This window comes from Xylanibacillus composti, from assembly GCF_018403685.1.
In the GTDB taxonomy this organism is placed as follows: Bacteria; Bacillota; Bacilli; order Paenibacillales; family K13; genus Xylanibacillus; species Xylanibacillus composti.
Genome location: NZ_BOVK01000028.1, coordinates 1 through 19,770 on the forward strand (window position 1 = coordinate 1; position 19,770 = coordinate 19,770).

A 19,770-nucleotide genomic window follows, 5' to 3' on the forward strand; every position below is an offset into this window, starting at 1 on the left:
CGCTCACGCTGCTTGCCTGCAGATGCGCTTCGCCTACCGATTCCGCCGCCAGCTTGCTTGCGTCCACGCTTTCCGGAGCGAGATTGCTGCTGCATACGGATAAGGGCGCAAGATGCTGCGAGTGAATGCTTCTCCCGGCCAAATGGCCGGCCTGAATGGCTCCGTCTCCAATATGACGGGCTTGCACGGAGCATTCGGCAAGCTTCTCAGCCGTTACGGCAGCATTGGCCAAGTGCTCGCTTCTCACCGCCTCCTCCGCCAGATGCATACTGTCTACAGTTTGCCGGTCCAAGTGCCGTCCCGCAATCGCATTTTCCGCCAAATGAATGCCCTGGATACTGCCTGCTGCGAGTTTGGCCGCAGATACGGCGCCATCCCGCAAATGCTCGGTCGAGATGGATTCGATTTTCAGGTGCTCTCCACTTATCGACGCATCGGCTACGTGCTCGCTGTGCACAGCATCCTCCGCCAAGTGCTGGCTTCCTACCGCATAAGGCTCCAGTTGGCTCGCGCCGACCGCACCATTCTGAATATGCCGGTTCATGATCGCACCGTCGGCAAGATGATCCGCTTGTATTTGCCTGCTTTCAATATGATCCGCTTGTATCGATTTGGCTCGCACATGCTCGCTGGAGACAGCTCCGTTGGCCAACTGTTCGGCGCCGATTTCCTGCGATGCAATATGCTCCGCACGAACAGACTCGTTCGCCAGCTTGTCGCCAGTCACCGATTTGTTCATCAGATGAACCGTTGTAATGCTTTGCATCTTCAGCTTGCTGCCGTCAATGCAGGTGCTGGCCAGCTTATCCTCAGTCACAGCTCCATCCTGCAAATGCGAGGTGCGCACGCTTTCTTCTTGAAGGTGATTGCCTTGAATCGCCTTAAAGGCGATGTGCTGGCCATGGACCGCCCCATCAGCCAGCTTCTCTGCATGGACCGCTGAGGCAGCCAGCTTCTCGGCATCGACAGCCCCGTCCTCGAGATGAACGCCGGCTACCGATTGGACGGCCAGATGATTCCCCTGAATGGCCTGGTTGCCAATGTGTGCGCTCCGAATGATGCCCTCGCCCAAGTGTCCGCTTCCTACGCTCTGCGGGGCAAGTTTTTCCCCTGTGACAGCTTGATCGCGAAGCACAGAAGTATCCACTGCATCAGGCTGCAGCTTGCTCGCATCAATGCTGCGGTCAGCCAATTTGCTTCCGGTTACCGAGCCATCCTCATAGTGCTGCGTCTGCAGCGAGCTGCGGTGAATGTGCTGCGCCTCTATGATTTCGGCGGCAAGGTGATCCCCATGGATGATACGGGCTGCCAGATGCTTTCCAGTCACGGATTGCGGGGAAATATGCCGTTCCGTGACAGCATGGTCGTGAATATGCTCGGAAGTGATGGACTGCTCGCGCAAGTGGCTGCCTTCGAGCGTATTGGGCAGCACATGTTTCCCATGCACCGCACGCTCCGCCAGCTTCTCTGCTTGCACGCTCGCGTTCGCCAAATGGTCCGTTGTCACGGCGCCGCGCATCAACTTGCTCGATGACACGCATTCATCTGCCAATTTCGACTGCGACACTGCGTAATCCGCTATTTTATTGGATGAGACACATTCCGGCGCCAGCTTCGAGGTCGTAATCGTATGGTCGGCCAAGTGATGCGTTTGCAGCGTTTCCGAGGCGAGATGCGAGGAGCCGACAGAGTCTGGAGCAAGCTTATCGGAGGTCACGCTATGCGGCTGCAGCGCCTCTGAGGTTACGCTGTGCCTGTAGAGGTGCTCGCTCTGCACGGCACCCGGTCTCAGCTGCTCCGAACCTATCGCCTGACTGGCTACTTGCTCATTCGTGACAGAGTCCGGCGACAGATGCTGCTGCTTGACGGCTCCAGGGGCCAATATTTCCGCTCTCACACTATGCTCAGCCAATTTCTCCGTCGTTATCGCACGATCCGCAATATTGCCCGCACTGACAACCCCATGCGCCAGGTGAGCCGACTGAATGCTTCCCGCTTGAAGCTGTCTGGAGCCGATCGATTCCGGCTTCACATGCTCAGCCTGTATGCATCCGGGCGCCAAATGATCGGCTTGCACGGCATGATGGGCGAGATGCTTGGATTGAACAGCCTCCGCCTGCAGATGCTCCGAATGGATGGCGTCATGCTGCAGCTTATCTCCCGTAACGGCCTGGCTCTTAATTTTGCTGCTGATTACACTTTCATCCGCCAGCTTGGCGGCCGTAACGGCTCCGTTGGCCAAATTGTTCGTCTGTATGGCACCGCTTTTGATTTTTTCCGAAGTGACGGACTGGTCTTGCAAATTGTCTTCACTTACACTCTCCTTCTGAAGATGACGATTGTCGATGGAGTCCTCCGCAATCTTCACGCCGTCGATCACCTTATCCGCCAGCTTCTCTGCGGTAATCGACTGATCAGCCAGCTTCACGCCCGAGATGGATCGGTCCCTCAGCTTGCTGCCGCCTATAGCGCCGTCGGCCACATGCTGCTCATCTATGGCGCCTGGAGCTACTTTGGCGGCTGTCACACTTTCGGCAGCCAGCTTCGGTCCGGTCACGACGTAGTCCGCCAACAGCTCAGATGTGATGGTGCCAATCTGAAGCTTAGTGCTGTCTACTGAGCGGTTCGCCAGCTTCTCCCTCGTCACGGCGCCATCCTGCAGATCATCTGTGTAAATCACGGCTCCCTTGGCCTCATTCAAACGTTCCTTCTTCAATTGGCTTGCCGTCACGGCGGGTAATGGCGGCTGAGCCGGCGACTCGGTATGCTCTTCTGCAACCGCCTCGTTGACTGAAATTTCTGATTCCTTCTGATAAGTCTTTGCCTCGTTCACAGGTTCCGACCGTTCCTCTTCCGCATGGTTTAAATCCGGTTTATCCGCACTGCGGCTAGTCGATCTGGCAACTCGGTTGGACTGGTCTGTACGGGTGCGGCTGGGGGGTTTGCCGGCTCGCTTGGCCCCTTCCGATGCAGACGAAAGGCGGCGTCCGTCAATCAGGGCAAGTTCGTCAAAGTTGGCAGGCAGCGCAATACCGCGTACGGTCCGCTGCCGTGTTCTCTTCTTCATGCCTTCTCCTCGCTTTTTCCATATAGTCCATTTCACTATATGCATGCACCCATTTTCCAGCCATGTACACCCGCCTATTGGCAAGCATGCATGCCATTTTTTTGATAAAAATTTCGACATCATGCGAAACAGGAAAACGATTCCTCGACCGTTTCGCCTGCAGGCCTTTAGAATAAATAGCGGATTACCCCCATGCTGACCATGCCTGTCAATACGGTAAACGCCAAGCTTTTCGTCCAAAGCGCCACAGCCAGCGTCGGGCCTATCGCCAGCAGCACCTGCCAATCCACGGCGATTTCATCGCCCTCCTCCTTCAAGATGCTGCCTGCCACCAATGATGCAAATAGACAAACCGGAATGAAGGAAAGCCATTTCATTACAATATCCGGCAGCTGCACGCTCCGGGCTAGAATAAAGGGCAGCACACGCGGAATAACGGTTACTGCCGCGCAGGCAAGAATGATCCAAAAGACAGTCTGTTCCTCGCTCATCTGTCTCTCACCACCCCTATGGCCGCAACGCCTGCTGTCGCCAACAAGACCGCCAGGTGCATCGGCACGACCTGGCCTAAAAGCAAGGTAGCCAGAACGCTATATCCAACCAACTCCCCATACAATCGCAGCCGCCCGCGCGGCAAATGGTGCAATTGCAGCACGAGCAGCGCCAGGAACATCGCAGTCAGGGCAAAGTCCATGCCGAACCTCGCCGGATCGGAAATCCATCTGCCGAACACCGCACCGGTCACGCAGGACAAAATCCACCCTATATATGCCGTCCAGTTCAAACCATGCATCCAGCGATCGCTCATGACGCCGCCTGAAGCGAGCCGGTTCGCGGCAACCCCGAATGTCTCATCTGTCACCAGCGCGCCGATGCTGATATTGTTCACTAGCGAATAACGGGCAAAGTGAGGAGCCAGCGTCATGCTCAGCAGCAAATGCCGCAAGTTCACTATAAACGTTGTAAAAATAATGACATAAGCCGGACTGCCGGCCGCAAGCAAAGCGCAGATGATAAATTGAGCCGCGCCGGCATAGACAAGCGCTGCCAACAGCGCTACCTCGCTAATACTCAGCTGGGAGGCAATGCCGACCATGCCCGATGCGATGCCGATACTGGCATACCCGATCAACGTTGGAGCGCAAGCGCTGATCCCTTCAGCAAAAGCCGGGACAGACTGCCTTTCATTCCCGGCGACCGCCTCTTCTTTTCTAGTTGTCCCCATCTATCTCCCACCTAGAGGCTCTTTCTTGAACCGATTTCGAAAACCCGTAAACAAATAAACAAATCTATTATATACTTAGTATAATTATCACAGATTTACAACTCAACCATACAGAAAATGGTAAACACTACTCGGAGGGAAAGCATGGTGCAATCAGATAGCTGGGAGCGAACCAATAAATCCGACACCCACCTCAGTCAGCTTGCTTCGGTAGGCCAAATCGCTGCGGGCATTGCGCATGAGGTCAAAAACCCGCTAACCGCAGTTAAGGGTTTTCTGCAATTATTGAAGCAAAAGAATGACGAGCAATATATCGAAATTGCCCAGGCTGAATTGGAGAATGCTATCGCAATTCTGCAAAATCTGCTGCACGTATCCAAGCCGGACTTGGACGACGAGCCGTTCGAAAGCATCGATCTGGCGGCCGAGCTGGAGCTGCTGACACAGCTGTTCCAGGATCAGTTTTACCGGGTTTCGCTCGTCAAGGAGTTCGAGCACACGGGCTCCTACATATACGGCAAGAAAAATCAGCTGAAGAAAGTGTTCTTTAATCTAATTAAGAACGCCTTCGAGGCCATACCGGAAAATGGCAGCATCACTATCCGGCACACAGCCGACAAGGAACGCGTCATGATCACGATAGAGGACAACGGCGTCGGCATTCCGGCGAACAAGCTCGAAATGCTGGGGACCCCTTTCTACACGACAAAGCAGAGCGGCACTGGTATGGGATTGACCCTTGTGTTTTCGGTCGTCTACCAGCATAACGGTTCCATCCATGTGGAGAGCGAGGAGCATGTCGGAACGAAATTTACCATCACATTCCCCAGGGAAATCGGCAGAATCAAGCGAAAAGAGGTGGTCAAACTGGATTTGATCGATCACAGTTCCCCTAATATAGAGAACTTGACTGATTTTTTCACGCTCAACCGGGCGGCGTTCGAGAAGCGGCTGCTGGCGGAAGCGATTAATGTCAGAGACAAGATCGATGAAATTATGGAAGTCGGCAATATCAATCTGCTGGACAATGCTCACAGGCTCGTCCTGCTTGTGGTGGAAGGAAGAGAGCACGAGGTGATTTCATTCGCCAAGACCGAGGGAATCGTCTGGGCCAAGCATTCCTTGACCCTCGCTTTCAAGCTGGAGTGGATTCAAGCGGTACGGCGGGTCCTTTGGGATTTCCTCTATAACTACGACCTGTCCGACGAGAAGGTAAACAGCAGGGAAAATTTTTTCAACCTGGAGAAGCAGATCAATTCCTTGATGGATCTGTTCCTGAACCATCTGTTTATCAGCTATTCGCAATTCAAGGATGATCTGATCCGGGCGCAGCGGGAAATGGTCGAAGACCTGTCCGTTCCGATCATTCCGCTTTCCCGCTCCACCTCGATTCTTCCGCTTATCGGTCCGATTGACGCTTTGCGTTCCAGCACCATTGAGGAGAAGGTCTTCTCCAAAATTTCGAATGATCGCATTGAAACCTTGATCATCGATCTATCAGGAACGTTGGAAATGGAGCCGGAGGTCATACAGCAGCTGATTGGCGTTATTGAAGGAAGCAAGATGATGGGCTGCGAAGTCGTCATTACCGGCCTGCGTCCCGAGATCGTCAAGATAATGGTCCGGTTGGGGTTAAACTTTGGGAACAACGCTGTAACCAAGGGCACCCTGCAGCAGGCATTGGCTGTCTACATTCAACCGGAGCATTTGCAATCCAAACCGGAATAAGCAGGGAGCTGCGCTCCAGTTTGACGACTGGAGCGCAGCTCTTTTTTCATGAACAAGCATTTATTTTTTCACCTTTTCCTGTATAAATACCCAATCGCGAAAACGCTCTCAACATGATCAGCTTGACTGATCGCAATCGTTCCGTGTCCAGCCAACATTCCCAACTATCCATATTTGTCCGGCCTTCTCGGTTGTTCACACAATCGTCGAAACTTGCCGCGAAACGGTTGCAAACCCGCTTGATGCGGTGGGAGTTATCAGGGGCATAATGTATTTTTATTAGGTGAAATAGATTTTTTTATTTGCAATCCCCTAACAGGCTGTGTAAACTTTTATTGTCATAAGGAGCGTTTTGTGCCGAATTTATTTATTAAGTATTTTGTGAGTTGAAGGGAGCTTTCTGATGAATGTCGAACAGTATTTGAACAGTGTTTACGAAACTGTCATCCAACGCAATCCGCACGAGGCAGAATTTCACCAGGCCGTTAAGGAATTTCTCGATTCCCTTGCACCTGTGTTTGAAAAATATCCGCACTACAAAGACACTGGCGTATTGGAGCGCATGGTTGAGCCGGAGCGTCTGGTGTCGTTCCGCGTTCCTTGGGTAAACGACGCAGGACAAGTCCAAGTGAACCGCGGCTTCCGCGTTCAATTCAACAGCGCGCTTGGCCCGTACAAGGGCGGCCTTCGCTTCCACCCTTCCGTCAATGCCAGCATCATCAAGTTCCTGGGCTTTGAGCAAATTTTCAAGAATTCGTTGACCGGTCTTCCAATCGGCGGCGGCAAGGGCGGCTCGGACTTCGATCCGAAGGGCAAATCTGACGGCGAAGTCATGCGCTTTTGCCAAAGCTTTATTACAGAGCTGTACCGTCACATTGGCCAGGATACCGACGTACCAGCAGGCGACATTGGTGTCGGAGCCAGGGAAATCGGTTTTCTGTTCGGACAATACAAGCGTATCCGCGGCGGCAATGAAGCTGGCGTGCTGACCGGCAAGGGCATCGGATACGGGGGCAGCCTTGCACGCAAGGAAGCTACCGGCTACGGCTGCATCTACTTCGTTAATGAAATGCTGCAATCCCGCGGCTTGAGCTACGAAGGCGCTACTGTCGTCGTTTCCGGTTCCGGCAATGTCTCGATCTATGCGATGGAGAAAGCCATGGAGCTTGGCGCGAAAGTAGTGGCATGCAGTGATTCCGGCGGCTACATTCATGACCCGAACGGCATCGATTTGGATCTGGTGAAGCAGCTGAAAGAGGTCGGCCGCAGCAGAATCAGCGAGTATGTGAAGACGCATCCGCATGCGACGTATACCGAGGGCAGCCAGCGCATATGGGAAATCCCTTGCGACATTGCGCTCCCTTGTGCAACGCAGAACGAAATTGACGAAGCATCGGCGGCAACGCTGGTGAAGAACGGCGTGAAGGCAGTTGGCGAAGGCGCGAACATGCCGTCCACGCTGGAAGCGGTCGAGGTCTTCCTGAAGAACGACGTTCTCTTCGGACCGGCCAAGGCCGCAAATGCCGGCGGCGTAGCGGTTTCCGCGCTCGAAATGTCCCAGAACAGCATGCGCCTGTCCTGGACGTTCGAGGAAGTGGATTCCCGCCTGCATGACATTATGAAAAATATCTACCAGCAGAGCATGAAAGCTTCCGAAGAATTCGGCGCACCAGGCAACCTCGTTGTGGGTGCCAACATTGCCGGCTTCCTGAATGTGGCGGACGCCATGCTGGCGCAGGGTGTTGTGTAAGCCGCATCTCAATAGCAAGTAGAGCTGTCCTCTAAGATTGGGGACAGCTCTTTTTACGTTTGGGAGGGACCAGGATTTGCCGCCGCCATGATCTACCGTAACGGTCGCCGATGTCCATAAGAACAGCACTTCGGCCGATTTACCAATTGTAACGGTCGCTGATGTCCATTAGAGACAAGAAACCGATAGCTCGGCCAGGAAATCGGGCTCTAATGGACATAGAAGTCCGTTATATGTTCAAATCCGCCGAAAATGGCTGCTAATGGACATGCATGTCCGTTGCCCATTTTCCCTTGCTCTTGTTTCCATAAGCGCCACCTCCTGCACGCCGATTTGCTCGGCTATGCCGAGAAGACGAAGCAGCCGGCAGCTGGCTTTTAATGCGGCAGCGGCGAGGCAAGCAGAACTGCCCCTAAGAATACCACTTGCAGCAAGGCGCGAACCGGCAAGCTAGGCACGCGGCGGCCGCCGATGGTCAATTGCTCGCGCGCGGCCTTCACATTGGCCGGAAACATCGCAATCAGCATAGCCATCAAACCGATCGCCGCCGGAGCGGATAAAGCCGGAATCATGAGCGCGACAGCTCCGGCGATTTCCAGATAGCCGGTCAAGCTTACTGCCAAGTCCGGCCTGGGCACGCCAGCGGGAACCATGCGGATGAGGTCTGAACGGCGTTTGCCCCAATGAGCGGAAGCCGTCACCAGGAACATGACGGCGACGGCTGCCCGCAGACTCATTTGCCAATCGTCGAAGTAGGCCACCCCGGCCCAGCCTGTTGCTCGAAATACAACGAATGCTCCTGCAAGCGCAATAAGCGGTGCCATATGGCAACCCTCTCTTCTTCATTCAATATGTCGACGAATGCCCTACCGATCCGACTGCAGCACATCAGCCATAAACGCAGCCAAATCGTGCGCTGCGAATGAACCGCTTTCCGACGACGGCAAGGATTGCCGAATGCGAAAGCCGAGGGAGAGCAGCACGAACAGCTCCGAGATTTTTCCCTTGTCCAGATGCTCTCCGATCACGCCATGCGCTTGCCCGGAGGCAATCCACTGCTCGGCGAACCGCAAGGAACGCTCATAAAATTGCCCCAACACTTCCCTTACGGTCGGATCGTCCTCCTTGCCCAACAAGTACATAAACACCTTGTTCGCCACATGATCTGCAGCTTCCAGTTCCCGCAATCCTTTGGCAATTTCCCGCATGGGGCCCTCGAAGGTCGGTTGCGCCTTCTGTGCCTCAACTGCTTGAATGAAACGATCATTCGTCTGTTCCAGCTGTTCCTGGAGCACCCATACAAACAGCTCGTCCTTGCTCTTCACATAATGGAAGATCGAGCCCTTGGATAAGCCTGACTCCTCCATGATGTCCTTCATCGTTATCGCGTGGCAGCCCTTCTCGCGAATCAGCGCTTTCGTCGACTCGAGCAGCTGCCGGGTCGTCCGCTGTCTGCGTTCTTCCTGCTTCATGCCAGCTCACCTCCATGATTATCGTCCAGGTTGGAGCTCTGCCTGCTCCACATCCCTAGCATCTGTCCGGGAACGGCGTTTTTTGCCAAATCTCTCGCATTACCGATACTTATCGCTCACAGTCATTGTACATACAGACCATCGGTTTGTAAATAGAGGCATAGAAGATCGTGCCTCCTCCCCTATCACTGCGTCGGGAAAGTGCCGATGCCGCTCACGCCATTGCCTTGTCGTCGCTCCGAACCTGAATCGGGAGCTTGTCACGGCGGTTCCATCCCGGCAAACTGCGACGCCTGCCGTGCAGTGCTCGGGGGAGTTGGTACCAACTGTCCCTATGCTGGAGGAATCCGGGGCTTGATTAACGAATACTAGAAGGACGAGGGCTTCTCCGTAACCTGGAGCTTTCATCAACTGCGGATTTTTCATGGGGGAACCTTCATTAGTATAGGGATTTGTTTATGCACGGGAACCTCCAACAGTGCGGGAAATTTCCTTCATCTTTTAGTGGGAACTTCATCTTAGAGAAAAGGTGCTGAAACAAATGACAAAGCGATTCAAAATTGCGATGGGGCAAATGCTGGTGGAGCCGGGGGCTCCCGGCCAAAACTTGCAGCGGGCGAAGGGCATGATCCGAGAGGCAGCCGGCCAAGGCTGTCACGTTATTGTGCTGCCGGAATGTATGGACCTGGGCTGGACTTATGCGGAAGCGCAAAGCATGGCGCAGCCTATTCCGGGCGCATATTGCGAGGAGCTGGCTCAAGCGGCGCGCGAGCATCAAATCCATGTGGTTGCCGGATTGACGGAGAAAGCGGAAGACCGGCTGTACAATGCGTCGGTGCTGATTGGTCCGAACGGCCAGCTGCTCGCCAAGCATCGGAAGATCAACGAGCTGGCTTTCGCGCAGCAGCTGTACAGCATCGGAAATTCGCTCGGCGTGGCCGAAACGCCGTTCGGCACTGTGGCATTAACGATTTGCGCGGACAATTCCCCCAGCGCACTGGAGCTCGGCCGAGCTACTGCCCGCATGGGCGCACAAATCGTACTTTCGCCGTGCGCATGGGCGGTGCCTGCCGATCACGACAATAGTCGCGAGCCCTATGGCGACATGTGGAAGTCCTCCTATGGCACACTGGCGAACGAGCATGGCATGACTATCGTCGGCGTAAGCAATGTGGGTCGGGTAAAAGGCGGCGAGTGGGACGGCTGGAAGTGCATCGGCTGTTCGTTGGCGGTAGGTCCGGACGGCGTCATCACGCAAGGCCCCTATGGCGAGGATGCAGAGTCCTTGATGACGATTGAGCTGGATGTCCCTGTTGCTTCCGGCGCATAGACGCAGCGGTTGGGTGCCCCCTATTGCAGCTGCCCTGGCACGGCGAAGATGACATGGAGCGAATGACTCCGAACATAGCCTTTCATCTCGAAAATAGGAGACATGGCCAATATCCCTGCCAATCTGCATCTTTGCCTGCCTGAAATCCTGGGAGCAGGAGACTGGCACAGAAAATGCCTGCGCTAGCGCAGGCATTTTCTATACGGTTAGGTTACTCCGTATTTCGCATCACTTCCAGTAAACGAGAAACGACCTTAATCGGCGTTCTTTCTTTCAAGCTGGAGGTCGGCACGGCGCACTGGAGCGCATCCCAGTCCAATCTGCCGCGGACATTCGGCGGCCCAGCGCCTTGACATCGCCAATCCTGCCAGCTGCAGCAAGCCCGCCAACGCATGGTCTGCTAGTTCAAGCCGCCCATGACCGGATGCGGCACATACGGCTCTTCCAAGCTGGCGATCTCATCCGCGGTCAGCTTGACCGCGAGCGCCGCGACGGCATCCTCCAGATGATGCGGCTTCGTCGCGCCGATGATCGGCGCAGTGACCGGCTCCTTCTGCAGCACCCAAGCTAACGCCACTTGCGCCCTTGGAATGCCGCGCCGGTTCGCTACCTCGGCCACTCGTTCCACTACCTGTCGATCGGCCTCTACCATGCCATACAGCTTCTTGCCGAATTCGTCCGTCTCCGAACGGACGGTCTGCTCGTTCCAATCGCGGGTCAGGCGACCGCGTGCCAGCGGACTCCACGGTATGACGCCCACGCCTTCCTCCTTGCACAGCGGAAGCATCTCGCGCTCTTCCTCCCGGTACAGCAGGTTCAAATAATTTTGCATCGAAACGAACTTCGTCCACCCCTGCTTCTCCGCCGTATGCTGCGCCTTCATGAACTGCCATGCATACATTGAGGAAGCGCCTATGTAACGCGCTTTCCCCGCCTTAACGACATCATGCAGCGCTTCCATCGTCTCTTCTATCGGCGTATCGTTGTCCCATCTATGAATCTGGTACAAGTCTACATAATCCGTTCCCAGCCGCTTCAGGCTTTGATCGATCTCGGTCATGATCGCTTTGCGGGACAAGCCCGCTCCATTAGGACCCGGACGCATGCGTCCATGCACCTTGGTAGCAATTACCACATCGTCGCGGCGGACATAGTCTTGGAGCGCCCGGCCTACGATCTCCTCACTCGTGCCATCGGAGTACACATTCGCCGTATCGAAGAAATTGATGCCCAACTCCAGCGCCCGCTTCAAAAACGGCCTGCTCATCTCCTCGTTCAATGTCCAGGGATGCGACCCGCGCTCGGGTATCCCGTAGGACATACAGCCCAGACACAGCCTGGACACCTCCAACCCGGTGCGGCCCAGCTTGACATATTCCATGTGCAACCCTTCCTTTCATCCGCATCTTTTCGGCAAGGCAAGCAGCGCTTGCAAGTCCTGTACCCAGCCAATACCATTGTATCACACGCATGGCAAGCGGCTGATGCGGTATTCTTACGCAAAAGGGCGGGGAAATGGCAGCCTGCTCCTTGCTATTTCATCTCGGCTACAACGATCCGGTTGCCGTCCGGATCGAGCAGCGCGAATTCGGCCATTTCGGGGACGTCCCGCAGCTCGCTTGCCAGCCTCATTCCCTGCTCCTGCACGTACGCAAGCGCAGCCTGAATATCGTGAGTCTCGACCAAGAACCGCTCGGTGAAGTCATCTCCGTTCAAGTGGCGGTTATGATCCAGCAGCAGCGCCGCACCTCTGGTCACCGGAACGGCATATATCGATTGCGAGGCCATCTTCTCATCGTACGGCAGCTTCAGCAAATTGGTGTACCAGCGGGCAGCCGCCTGCAAGTCCTTCACATCTGCGAAGACTCCGCCAATCATGGGCCGGATCGGGGATGTCCCGGTCCATTCCGGGTCACTGCTTGGCTGCGCGGTCCAGCAGGCCATCAGCGCTTTGCCTTCCGGCTCGCGGAAGTTGAAGTAGGCCATCGAACCATGCCGCTCGGGCTCAAACAATCGTTCCGCCTTGCCGTTCAAATATTGATAGGCCTCATCAATATCACGAACCGGCAGCATAAAGAGCGGTTCCATATTCTCCTTCCACTTCGGGTCCAGACGGTTATTCGTATCGGCGTCCAAAATCAGGTGCGTACCAGGAAAATCAAACCAATACACCGGCCCGCCATTCAGACGCTCCTTCAGTACAGGAAGCCCGAACAGCTTGCTGTACCATTCAGCGGAACGGCGCAGATCGCTCACATGGACGAATACAGCTGCTACCCGATTTTCGAGCGGCAAGTCCTTGGGCTGGATCGGAAACCAGATATCCATCACCGATTCCGGGTCCGCATTGCCCTTATAGCGTTCGTCATAATATTCAAATTCCGCTCCCGGACGGGATGTGTATGCGGAAGAAGGCAGCCACTCATCGTAATAAAATCGGTACGCCTCCCGAATCTCGTCAATCACGCCCTTGCGGCTCACAACGCAATACAGTCCGGCGGGGAAGGCTGCCCCTTCCATGCCGTCAGGCACCTGATCTGTGCGGGAAACTTGCACGGCTGCCAAGTAATCGCATGGAGAACCTGGTTTGCAACCCGCTCCGAATAGATGAATGCCGTATGCGCCTGGAAGCGAGTGGGGGATTTCGCCTGTCCTCTCGCTGAATCGCTGCCATAATCGGGCGAACGCATTCTCGGAAGGAGCGGCCGCCTCGATTGGGTTAACCTGTACTTTTTCCCCTACGACCTGAAAGGCATCCTTCCATACAATGCGAATTTGAACATTTGCCGCCTCTGCTCTTGGTGCCATTGTCTCCTCTCACGCTCCTTTGCCGTCTTTTGTCTTTTCAACCTATATGCTGCGTTTTTTTTTCACAGCCAGGCAACCTTCACCACAAACAAGATTCCTGCCAACCCAACCGGCAATAGCCAATAGGCCCCCCTTGCAGCAGCGGCTTCACCTTCGACTTTCACCGCGTTCTGCCTCGACTCCGTCATACTGCCCAGCTTGCGCAGCAGCAGCCAGCATCCCCACAAACACGGGATCGATGCGGCGCCCAAGACAATCAAACTTGCGGCGCCAGCCCCTGCGCGCTCCCCTGCAGCCCCGACCAGATCGCCTGCCGCGGCATACGAGCCGACAACATAAGCAATATTGGTCGCGATATGCACGACCACACCCGGAATGATCGAGCGGGCGCGCAGGACAATAAGCGCAGAAATCCAGGCGGCCAGGAACAGCTCCGCCAGCCTGTACGGATTGTCATGGAAGAGCGCGAACAGGAGTGCGCTCATGCTTGCCGCGAATAGCGTCCCCCTCACCCGATAGCCGCCGAGCAGCGCCCCGCGGAACAGAAGCTCCTCGCAGATCGGAGGCAGCAAGCCAATACAGACGAGCAGCACAAGCAAGGAGAGCCAATCATTGGCGACAGGATAGACAGACATCTGATACGCGCTTCCAAGCGCCAGTGACACGAGGGAGGTCGCCTGGTGCACAAACAGCAGAAACACTTGGAAGAGCGCATAGATGCACACGCTGAGCCCGAGCACTTTCCAGGTTACCCGACGGAGCAGGAAGGCTTCTTTCAACGGAATCCCTTTATAACGCAGCCATATCAGAGCAGGCAGCACATTGCAGCCAACCTGGCCCAGTACCACATACAGCAAAAAATAGTCCAGACGCAGAACTTCTCCGCTGCCGGACAGCATCAGGAGAGACAACCCTATGCCTGCCGCATAGGAAATGAAAAATATCCACCCAGCTTGGGCAGCATTCAAGCTTTTTGGCAATCCGTACCTTCCTCCCATTCGCTTCCAGCCATTTTGATCCGCATGTCTTGGCCGAACCGCGTTTTCATCCATGCAGAAATCAGGACGATCGCCGCACCGGATACAAGAGGGACCCACACCCAGCTTATTCCGTCGAGCAGCAAACCGCACGCCCAGAGTCCGAATGGCGCGCTAACGTCCGTCAGCGTATTGGCAAGCCCCCACACTTTTCCCCTCATCTCCAAGGATATGCGAAATTGGAAGTACGTGTACATAGGTACTTGGACCAGCATTTGCAAAAAACCGATCAGAAACACCAGTGCGCCATATACCCCGACATCTCCCGCACCGACTGCCGCATCTATGCCCGGCAAGCCTGGGTATGCCCAGAGGAAAACCAGCAGGCCCAGCACAATTAGAAAATGGAAAAAGTGACGAATAAGCGCGTCCCCCCGCTTGAACACGACCAAAAAAAGCGTGCCCGCCACCATCCCTGCCGCCCAGCACGCCTGAATGGCTGCCAGCTCGGTTTCGGACATGCGCAGCACTTGATAAATGACAAAGGGAAGCACAAGCATCATCATCGGATACAGAATAAAATTCATGATGGCCGAAATTTTCAGCACCTCGTAAAGATGGGCATACCCGCGAATATAAGTCCATGTCGCCCTCATCTCCGCCCATGCGCCGCCGGGAAGCGGCAGCTCCGATACTTGCGGAAAGCGAAGCAGCAGGAGCACTAGACCCGAACCGACGAACGTAATTACATTGAGCACGATAACCGTAGTCAACCCGGTTTCAGAATACGCTACGGCCCCCAGTAAAGGCCCGCCTATGAGCGCCAGCGCCCCGATCGTTTGAAACAAGGCGTTCGCCTTTTGCGCCGCCGTCTCATCAAGCAGCTCGGGCACTGAGGAGTTCAAAGTAACCCTTAACAAGCTGCCCAGCATGCTGATGAGCACCGTACCGGCCAGTGCACTGATCCAGCTCAGTTCCTGCCAGGCATGCAAGGCCCATAAGAGCACCAGAACGGCTGCGCTCCCGTATTCCGCCCACAGGATCAAGTGCTTCTTGTCATAGCGGTCGGCCGCGATTCCTGCAAGCGAGTTGGCGACTACCCTGCCCAATATAGCAGCAGTCAGTATGAACGAATACTTCAACGCAGAGCCGGTCATCTCGAGCACATACAGACCCAGCACAAAGGAAAACATCGAGGTTCCGAGCTCGGACACCGTGCGGCTAAACAACAACAGCGGCAAATTCCTCTTGCGATGGCCTGCCTCCATCATCCGGCTCCTGCTTCGCTGCGCAATGCGGCGAACAGTTCCTCCGCATCCCGCTGCCAAGCCGCTTCGTCGACAGCGAATGGAGCATGCAAGGTTGCCCGGAAGCAGTCAGCCGTGTAGAGAAAGTCAAAGGAGATCGGCGTCCGGACCAACCCGCTTGCTTCTCCTCCGTCCAGGCCCTGCTTATGCTCCCCGAGCATCCGGAACAGTTCCAGCTTTGCCTGATCGGCATAGCCATGAAAGTTGAACAGGATGCCCGAGTTGGCCAGCGGCCGGAGCAGGTCGGCTGCTTCCGCAAAGCTCCTGCGCAGCCGCTCGTTGATTAGCAGAGCGGCGAAGTTGACGTTATACTGTTGCGTCATGCGCGTCAGCCGGGCGACGGGGACGCCGGATTCCGACGCTTCGCTTGACAGCAGGCAGGGCAGCAAATCGATACATGGCCCGACCATGTCGAAGTAAGTATTGTCTTCATACCTTCTCCCGTAATACAGCAGCAGCAGCGGAAGCTCGGACGGCAGGCCATGGCTCGCGGCGAATCGGGCGAGAATCCTGTACGGGAAGGCGAACCACTGCTCGGGAGACAGCGCCTCGCCGGGCTGGAACTTCACCTCCGCCACATAGCGGCGCCGAAGGCCGTCGCTTCGGACTTGCAGCCATTGCTGCAGCTGAACGGCAGCTTCGCTGCAGACGTTCAGTTCAAATTGCCGAATAAGCGCATCCTCCTTCAGTACAGGTCCTTTTTGCAGCTGTCGAACGTAGCCGCTGTAATGATGCTGCTCCGTCTGAGAGCTGTCGGCAGGCGCACCGGACAAGCGCTTCGCCAGGCTTTGTTCCAGCACCTGCCCGCTCATGCCGTCAAAGATCGCGTGGTGGCACGGAAGCAGCAGCTTGTATTCCCGCTCGTTCAAGCGAACCAGCAGCAGACGATAGAAGAGCCGCCCGGGATCGGCGTAGGGCACGTAGAACAAAATCCGCACCAGCTGTTCAAGCAGGACTCTCTGCTCGGGCAAGGAATGCGATGAGATATCGAGGGCGGGCACTGCAATGTCGCCTCCCGCCTCGAATTCCGCCCAGACTCCCGCTGTGCGGCTGTCCGCGAGCAGCACACTCCGCAGCAGCGCATGCTCCCGGATGACGCCGATCACGGCCTGCTGCACGACCTGAACAGGGGCACCGGCAACAAGGGTCATGACCGTGCCTGATGCCGCTTGGCCCACTTCAAGGAACGCCTGCTGTATCGGGGCAAGCGGGTACGTGCCGACACGCCGCTGTCTGGTCACGTGCTCGCTGAAGATCTCGTTATCCCGAACCGCCTGCGCCGCCAGACGTTCTGCCTTCTTGTGAATGTCGGGCTTCGGCGGGGCAAGCAGCGCGTCAATCGCACTTGGATCCGACAGCAAATAATGAGGAAGAGCAGCCGGCGGGAACAGCTGCCGCGCTTCATCCAGCAAATCGGCGGCTTCGGCATGAGCTTCCTGCGGGACCCGCCATGCGACCTTGGCATGGCCATCGTCAAGCAGGGTGAACGGCTCTACTGCGATTCCTCTGCTGCGGAACCATTCCTGCGCATCCTCCCGCGGCCGAGATGAGGCAGACGGCTCCTCCTTGGCGTCTTGCGCAATGGCCGCAGCCAACTCCCTTATGCTCGAATGCTTGAAGATATCGTGCAGCTTCACTGGAATCCCCCGCGCCTCCAGCTCCATCATCATCCGCAGCGCCTTCAGGGAATCCCCGCCGCTTTGAAAGAACGACGCCTGAACATCTCCAGCCGGTCTTCCCAGCACCATGCGCCACACTTCGGCAATGGACTGTTCCAACTCCGTCAGGGGAGCTTGCGCTTCCTCGGACCTCTTCTCGGTTTCCTCGGGGAGAGGCAGCCGAGACCGATCCAGCTTGCCGTTCGCCTTCAAGGGCAGCTGTTCCATGCTGATAATCGCAGCCGGCACCATGTATCCGGGCAGCCGCTTTTCCAGCCAAGCCCTTGCCTCTCCTTCTGCAAGCGGCTTTGCAGCCGTGTAGTACGCGATCAGCTGCCCGGCGTCATCCGGTTCTGCACGCGCCAGCATAGCTGCCGCATTCGTAATATTCGGGTGCGCCTGAAGCGTCTGTTCAATCTCACCCAATTCTATGCGATACCCCTTCCACTTCACCTGGTCGTCCGCTCTTCCCAGGCAGTCGATGCTCCCGTCCGGCAGCATCCGGCCCAAATCCCCCGTGCGGTACAAGCGCTCGCCTGCATAGAAGGGGTCTTCGGCGAAGCGGCACGCCGCAAGTTCCCGCTCGCTCCTGTATCCTCTTCCGACGTTGCCGCCGGCTATGCAAATTTCGCCTACCGCCCCATAGGGCCTGAGCTGCAGGCGCCTGTCCAACACGTACACGCGCTGATTGGGCAGCGGCCGGCCGATTGGAACGATCGGCGTTAGCTCATCCAGCTCATCGCCCGCCTCCTGGAAGGTTGCATCCACACAGCATTCCGTCGGCCCGTACACGTTCACGATTCTCGCTGCCGGACTGCATAAGCTGCGAACGCTTCTGACTGATGAGGCCGGGAGCGCTTCCCCGCCGATCATGAACAAGCGAACCGGCAGTGTCTGCTGATCGCGCTGCGAGGCTGCCAGTGCCAGCATTTGCAGATGCATCGGCGTTCCGTCCGAAATTTCGATGCGCTGCTGCCGATAAAAGTCAAACAGCGCCGCTCCGTCCAAACGCACTTCATCCGGCACGATATATAGGGTGTGGCCTCCCGTAAGCGCAGCAAATATCGGCGCTACGGAGGCATCGAATACGAACGGAGCCAAGCAGGCGATCCGGGCTTGTTCCGCGAAGAACAACAGCTTGGCCTTGAGGCCTGCAAGCAAATTCAACACTTGACGGTGCTCGATCATGACTCCCTTGGGCTTGCCCGTAGTGCCGGAGGTATATAGAACGTAGGCAAGATCATCCGCGCCGGGTTCATCCAATGCGGTGCCCCCGTCCAGAAGCGGCAGCTGCTTCATATCAACCATCCGGGCGCCAGGGACGGAGACAGGTCGCTCTGCATGCACGACTGTACGGCAGCTGCTGTCTGTCAAGATGTCCCGCAAGCGGTCCTCCGGCCATTCCGGATCAAGCGGCATATAAGCGCACCCAGCCTTCAGAATGCCTATCATCGCAGCAACTGCAAGAACCGACCGCTCCGCGCTAACCCCTACCACATCGCCTGGCTTGCAGCCCTGGCGCCTCAGCTCAAACGCCAGTCGTTCGGACAGTTCGTCCAGCTCCCGGTAACTGGCCGCTCCTTGCCCGCTCCAAACGGCCAGTTGATCGGCCGATAGCGCCGCCTGCCTTCTAAATAGGCGAACGAGACTGCCGTCCGGGACAGCAATACGATCCCCAGCCGCATGCGCCAGCAGCGTCTGCTGCATCTCCGTAGGAAGCGTTATGCCTGCGGACGCTGTAACATCCGGCTCCTCCAGCCAGCTGAGCAGAGCATGCTGGGCGTAGGCGAGAAATACGCTTGGCAAAGCAGCTTCTCTTTTGCTCATGCGGTGGCCTGTCTCGATCCACCATGAATCTCCCTGCTTCAGCAGGGAGATCTCCAGTCTGGCGCTTATGCCATCGGGAAAAGGAGCGTGCAGGCCTTCCAAGCGGCACAGCAGGTCCAGTAGGCAATGTGTGCCGGCCCCTGCCGCTGAACCGGAATGCAGCAGCTCGCGTATAGGGAAATCCTGGTGCCGGTACCCGTTCGCCAAGGTCTCCCTCGTTTTCGCGGCATGCACGCGGAACGAGATATCGCCCGCCTGCTCGCTTGCGAACAAAACCGCATCGCCGAGCGCATCCTCCAGCATATCCTCCAGGATCGGCGGCGTGCCGAAACTAAGCATCTCCTGCTGCCCATAATCGAGCCAGGCCCACTGCAATCCGGCTGCCAGCAAAGCAAAGAGCGACAGCGGCTCCCCCTTGCTTACCTTGTGCAGCCGGGCTGCAAGAGCCGGGTTCATCGGCACCCGCTGCAGCGCAGGCTCCCTGAGCCCATCGTCTGTCCTTAGCTGAAAAGGGATATATTCTAGCTGCTGCTGCCAAAACTGCTTCATCTGCGCATACTTTTCCGTGCGGAGCAGTACCGCCTGTTCCAATCGATTGCGCATGTCTTCCCCTCCTTTGAC

At 56.3% G+C, this 19,770-nt stretch carries 13 protein-coding genes and 1 pseudogene; 4 read left to right on the forward strand and 10 right to left on the reverse strand.

The features are described from left to right. From XYCOK13_RS11135 to XYCOK13_RS11145, 3 genes and pseudogenes are all read right to left on the reverse strand, one after another. A pseudogene (locus XYCOK13_RS11135) lies at positions 1-3,067 on the reverse strand (hypothetical protein); the annotation flags it as partial. 167 nt (positions 3,068-3,234) lie between these two features. Beyond that, positions 3,235-3,558 carry an AzlD domain-containing protein gene (locus XYCOK13_RS11140; RefSeq protein WP_213412231.1) on the reverse strand — a complete coding sequence of 108 codons (324 nt, stop codon included), beginning with the start codon at positions 3,556-3,558 and terminating at the stop codon, positions 3,235-3,237. Next, positions 3,555-4,292 carry an AzlC family ABC transporter permease gene (locus XYCOK13_RS11145; RefSeq protein ID WP_213412232.1) on the reverse strand — a complete coding sequence of 246 codons (738 nt, stop codon included), beginning with the start codon at positions 4,290-4,292 and terminating at the stop codon, positions 3,555-3,557. Before XYCOK13_RS11145 ends, XYCOK13_RS11140 begins: the two co-directional genes overlap by 4 nt. 144 nt (positions 4,293-4,436) lie before the next feature. Here XYCOK13_RS11145 and XYCOK13_RS11150 point away from each other — a divergent pair, with 144 nt between their 5' ends. Together XYCOK13_RS11150 and gdhA are read left to right on the forward strand one after the other, a co-directional pair. Next, a complete protein-coding gene (locus XYCOK13_RS11150; protein WP_213412233.1) occupies positions 4,437-6,020 on the forward strand; it encodes an ATP-binding protein in 1,584 nt (527 codons plus the stop codon). 403 nt (positions 6,021-6,423) lie between these two features. Further along, on the forward strand, positions 6,424-7,770 hold the full coding sequence (gene gdhA / locus XYCOK13_RS11155; RefSeq protein ID WP_213412234.1) for an NADP-specific glutamate dehydrogenase: 1,347 nt from the start codon (positions 6,424-6,426) through the stop codon (positions 7,768-7,770). A 377-nt stretch (positions 7,771-8,147) separates the two neighbouring features. Here gdhA and XYCOK13_RS11160 read toward each other — a convergent pair whose 3' ends face one another. After that, positions 8,148-8,594: a DoxX family protein gene (locus tag XYCOK13_RS11160; RefSeq protein ID WP_213412235.1), complete on the reverse strand. Its 447-nt coding sequence runs from the start codon at positions 8,592-8,594 to the stop codon at positions 8,148-8,150. Between the two features lie 42 nt (positions 8,595-8,636). Further along, the gene (locus XYCOK13_RS11165) at positions 8,637-9,242 is read right to left on the reverse strand and encodes a TetR/AcrR family transcriptional regulator (RefSeq protein WP_213412236.1); all 606 of its coding nucleotides are present in this window, start codon (positions 9,240-9,242) and stop codon (positions 8,637-8,639) included. A gap of 541 nt (positions 9,243-9,783) precedes the next feature. Here XYCOK13_RS11165 and XYCOK13_RS11170 point away from each other — a divergent pair. Next, entirely contained in the window at positions 9,784-10,572 is a 789-nt protein-coding gene (locus XYCOK13_RS11170) for a carbon-nitrogen hydrolase family protein (RefSeq protein ID WP_213412237.1), read from the forward strand. Between the two features lie 173 nt (positions 10,573-10,745). Then, positions 10,746-10,925: a hypothetical protein gene (locus XYCOK13_RS11175; protein ID WP_213412238.1), complete on the forward strand. Its 180-nt coding sequence runs from the start codon at positions 10,746-10,748 to the stop codon at positions 10,923-10,925. A gap of 47 nt (positions 10,926-10,972) precedes the next feature. Here XYCOK13_RS11175 and XYCOK13_RS11180 read toward each other — a convergent pair whose 3' ends face one another. From XYCOK13_RS11180 to XYCOK13_RS11200, 5 genes are all read right to left on the reverse strand, one after another. Continuing rightward, positions 10,973-11,953, reverse strand: coding sequence for an aldo/keto reductase (locus tag XYCOK13_RS11180; protein WP_213412239.1), 981 nt, complete (start codon positions 11,951-11,953; stop codon positions 10,973-10,975). Between the two features lie 152 nt (positions 11,954-12,105). Then, a complete protein-coding gene (locus tag XYCOK13_RS11185) occupies positions 12,106-13,380 on the reverse strand; it encodes a GyrI-like domain-containing protein (RefSeq protein WP_213412240.1) in 1,275 nt (424 codons plus the stop codon). 62 nt (positions 13,381-13,442) lie between these two features. Continuing rightward, positions 13,443-14,360, reverse strand: coding sequence for a CPBP family intramembrane glutamic endopeptidase (locus XYCOK13_RS11190; RefSeq protein ID WP_213412241.1), 918 nt, complete (start codon positions 14,358-14,360; stop codon positions 13,443-13,445). After that, positions 14,345-15,625 carry an MFS transporter gene (locus XYCOK13_RS11195; protein ID WP_213412242.1) on the reverse strand — a complete coding sequence of 427 codons (1,281 nt, stop codon included), beginning with the start codon at positions 15,623-15,625 and terminating at the stop codon, positions 14,345-14,347. Before XYCOK13_RS11195 ends, XYCOK13_RS11190 begins: the two co-directional genes overlap by 16 nt. Continuing rightward, the gene (locus XYCOK13_RS11200; RefSeq protein ID WP_213412243.1) at positions 15,625-19,752 is read right to left on the reverse strand and encodes a non-ribosomal peptide synthetase; all 4,128 of its coding nucleotides are present in this window, start codon (positions 19,750-19,752) and stop codon (positions 15,625-15,627) included. The genes XYCOK13_RS11195 and XYCOK13_RS11200 overlap by 1 nt, the downstream gene beginning before the upstream one ends. Positions 19,753-19,770: the final 18 nt, after the last annotated feature.

What these genes read in the sequence shown, in the direction of transcription:
- XYCOK13_RS11140 (WP_213412231.1), bottom strand. Translation starts at nt 3,558, where the DNA reads ATGAGCGAGGAACAGACTGTCTTTTGGATCATTCTTGCCTGCGCGGCA.
- XYCOK13_RS11145 (WP_213412232.1), bottom strand. Translation starts at nt 4,292, where the DNA reads ATGGGGACAACTAGAAAAGAAGAGGCGGTCGCCGGGAATGAAAGGCAG.
- XYCOK13_RS11150 (WP_213412233.1), top strand. Translation starts at nt 4,437, where the DNA reads ATGGTGCAATCAGATAGCTGGGAGCGAACCAATAAATCCGACACCCAC.
- gdhA (WP_213412234.1), top strand. Translation starts at nt 6,424, where the DNA reads ATGAATGTCGAACAGTATTTGAACAGTGTTTACGAAACTGTCATCCAA.
- XYCOK13_RS11160 (WP_213412235.1), bottom strand. Translation starts at nt 8,594, where the DNA reads ATGGCACCGCTTATTGCGCTTGCAGGAGCATTCGTTGTATTTCGAGCA.
- XYCOK13_RS11165 (WP_213412236.1), bottom strand. Translation starts at nt 9,242, where the DNA reads ATGAAGCAGGAAGAACGCAGACAGCGGACGACCCGGCAGCTGCTCGAG.
- XYCOK13_RS11170 (WP_213412237.1), top strand. Translation starts at nt 9,784, where the DNA reads ATGACAAAGCGATTCAAAATTGCGATGGGGCAAATGCTGGTGGAGCCG.
- XYCOK13_RS11175 (WP_213412238.1), top strand. Translation starts at nt 10,746, where the DNA reads ATGCCTGCGCTAGCGCAGGCATTTTCTATACGGTTAGGTTACTCCGTA.
- XYCOK13_RS11180 (WP_213412239.1), bottom strand. Translation starts at nt 11,953, where the DNA reads ATGGAATATGTCAAGCTGGGCCGCACCGGGTTGGAGGTGTCCAGGCTG.
- XYCOK13_RS11185 (WP_213412240.1), bottom strand. Translation starts at nt 13,380, where the DNA reads ATGGCACCAAGAGCAGAGGCGGCAAATGTTCAAATTCGCATTGTATGG.
- XYCOK13_RS11195 (WP_213412242.1), bottom strand. Translation starts at nt 15,625, where the DNA reads ATGGAGGCAGGCCATCGCAAGAGGAATTTGCCGCTGTTGTTGTTTAGC.
- XYCOK13_RS11200 (WP_213412243.1), bottom strand. Translation starts at nt 19,752, where the DNA reads ATGCGCAATCGATTGGAACAGGCGGTACTGCTCCGCACGGAAAAGTAT.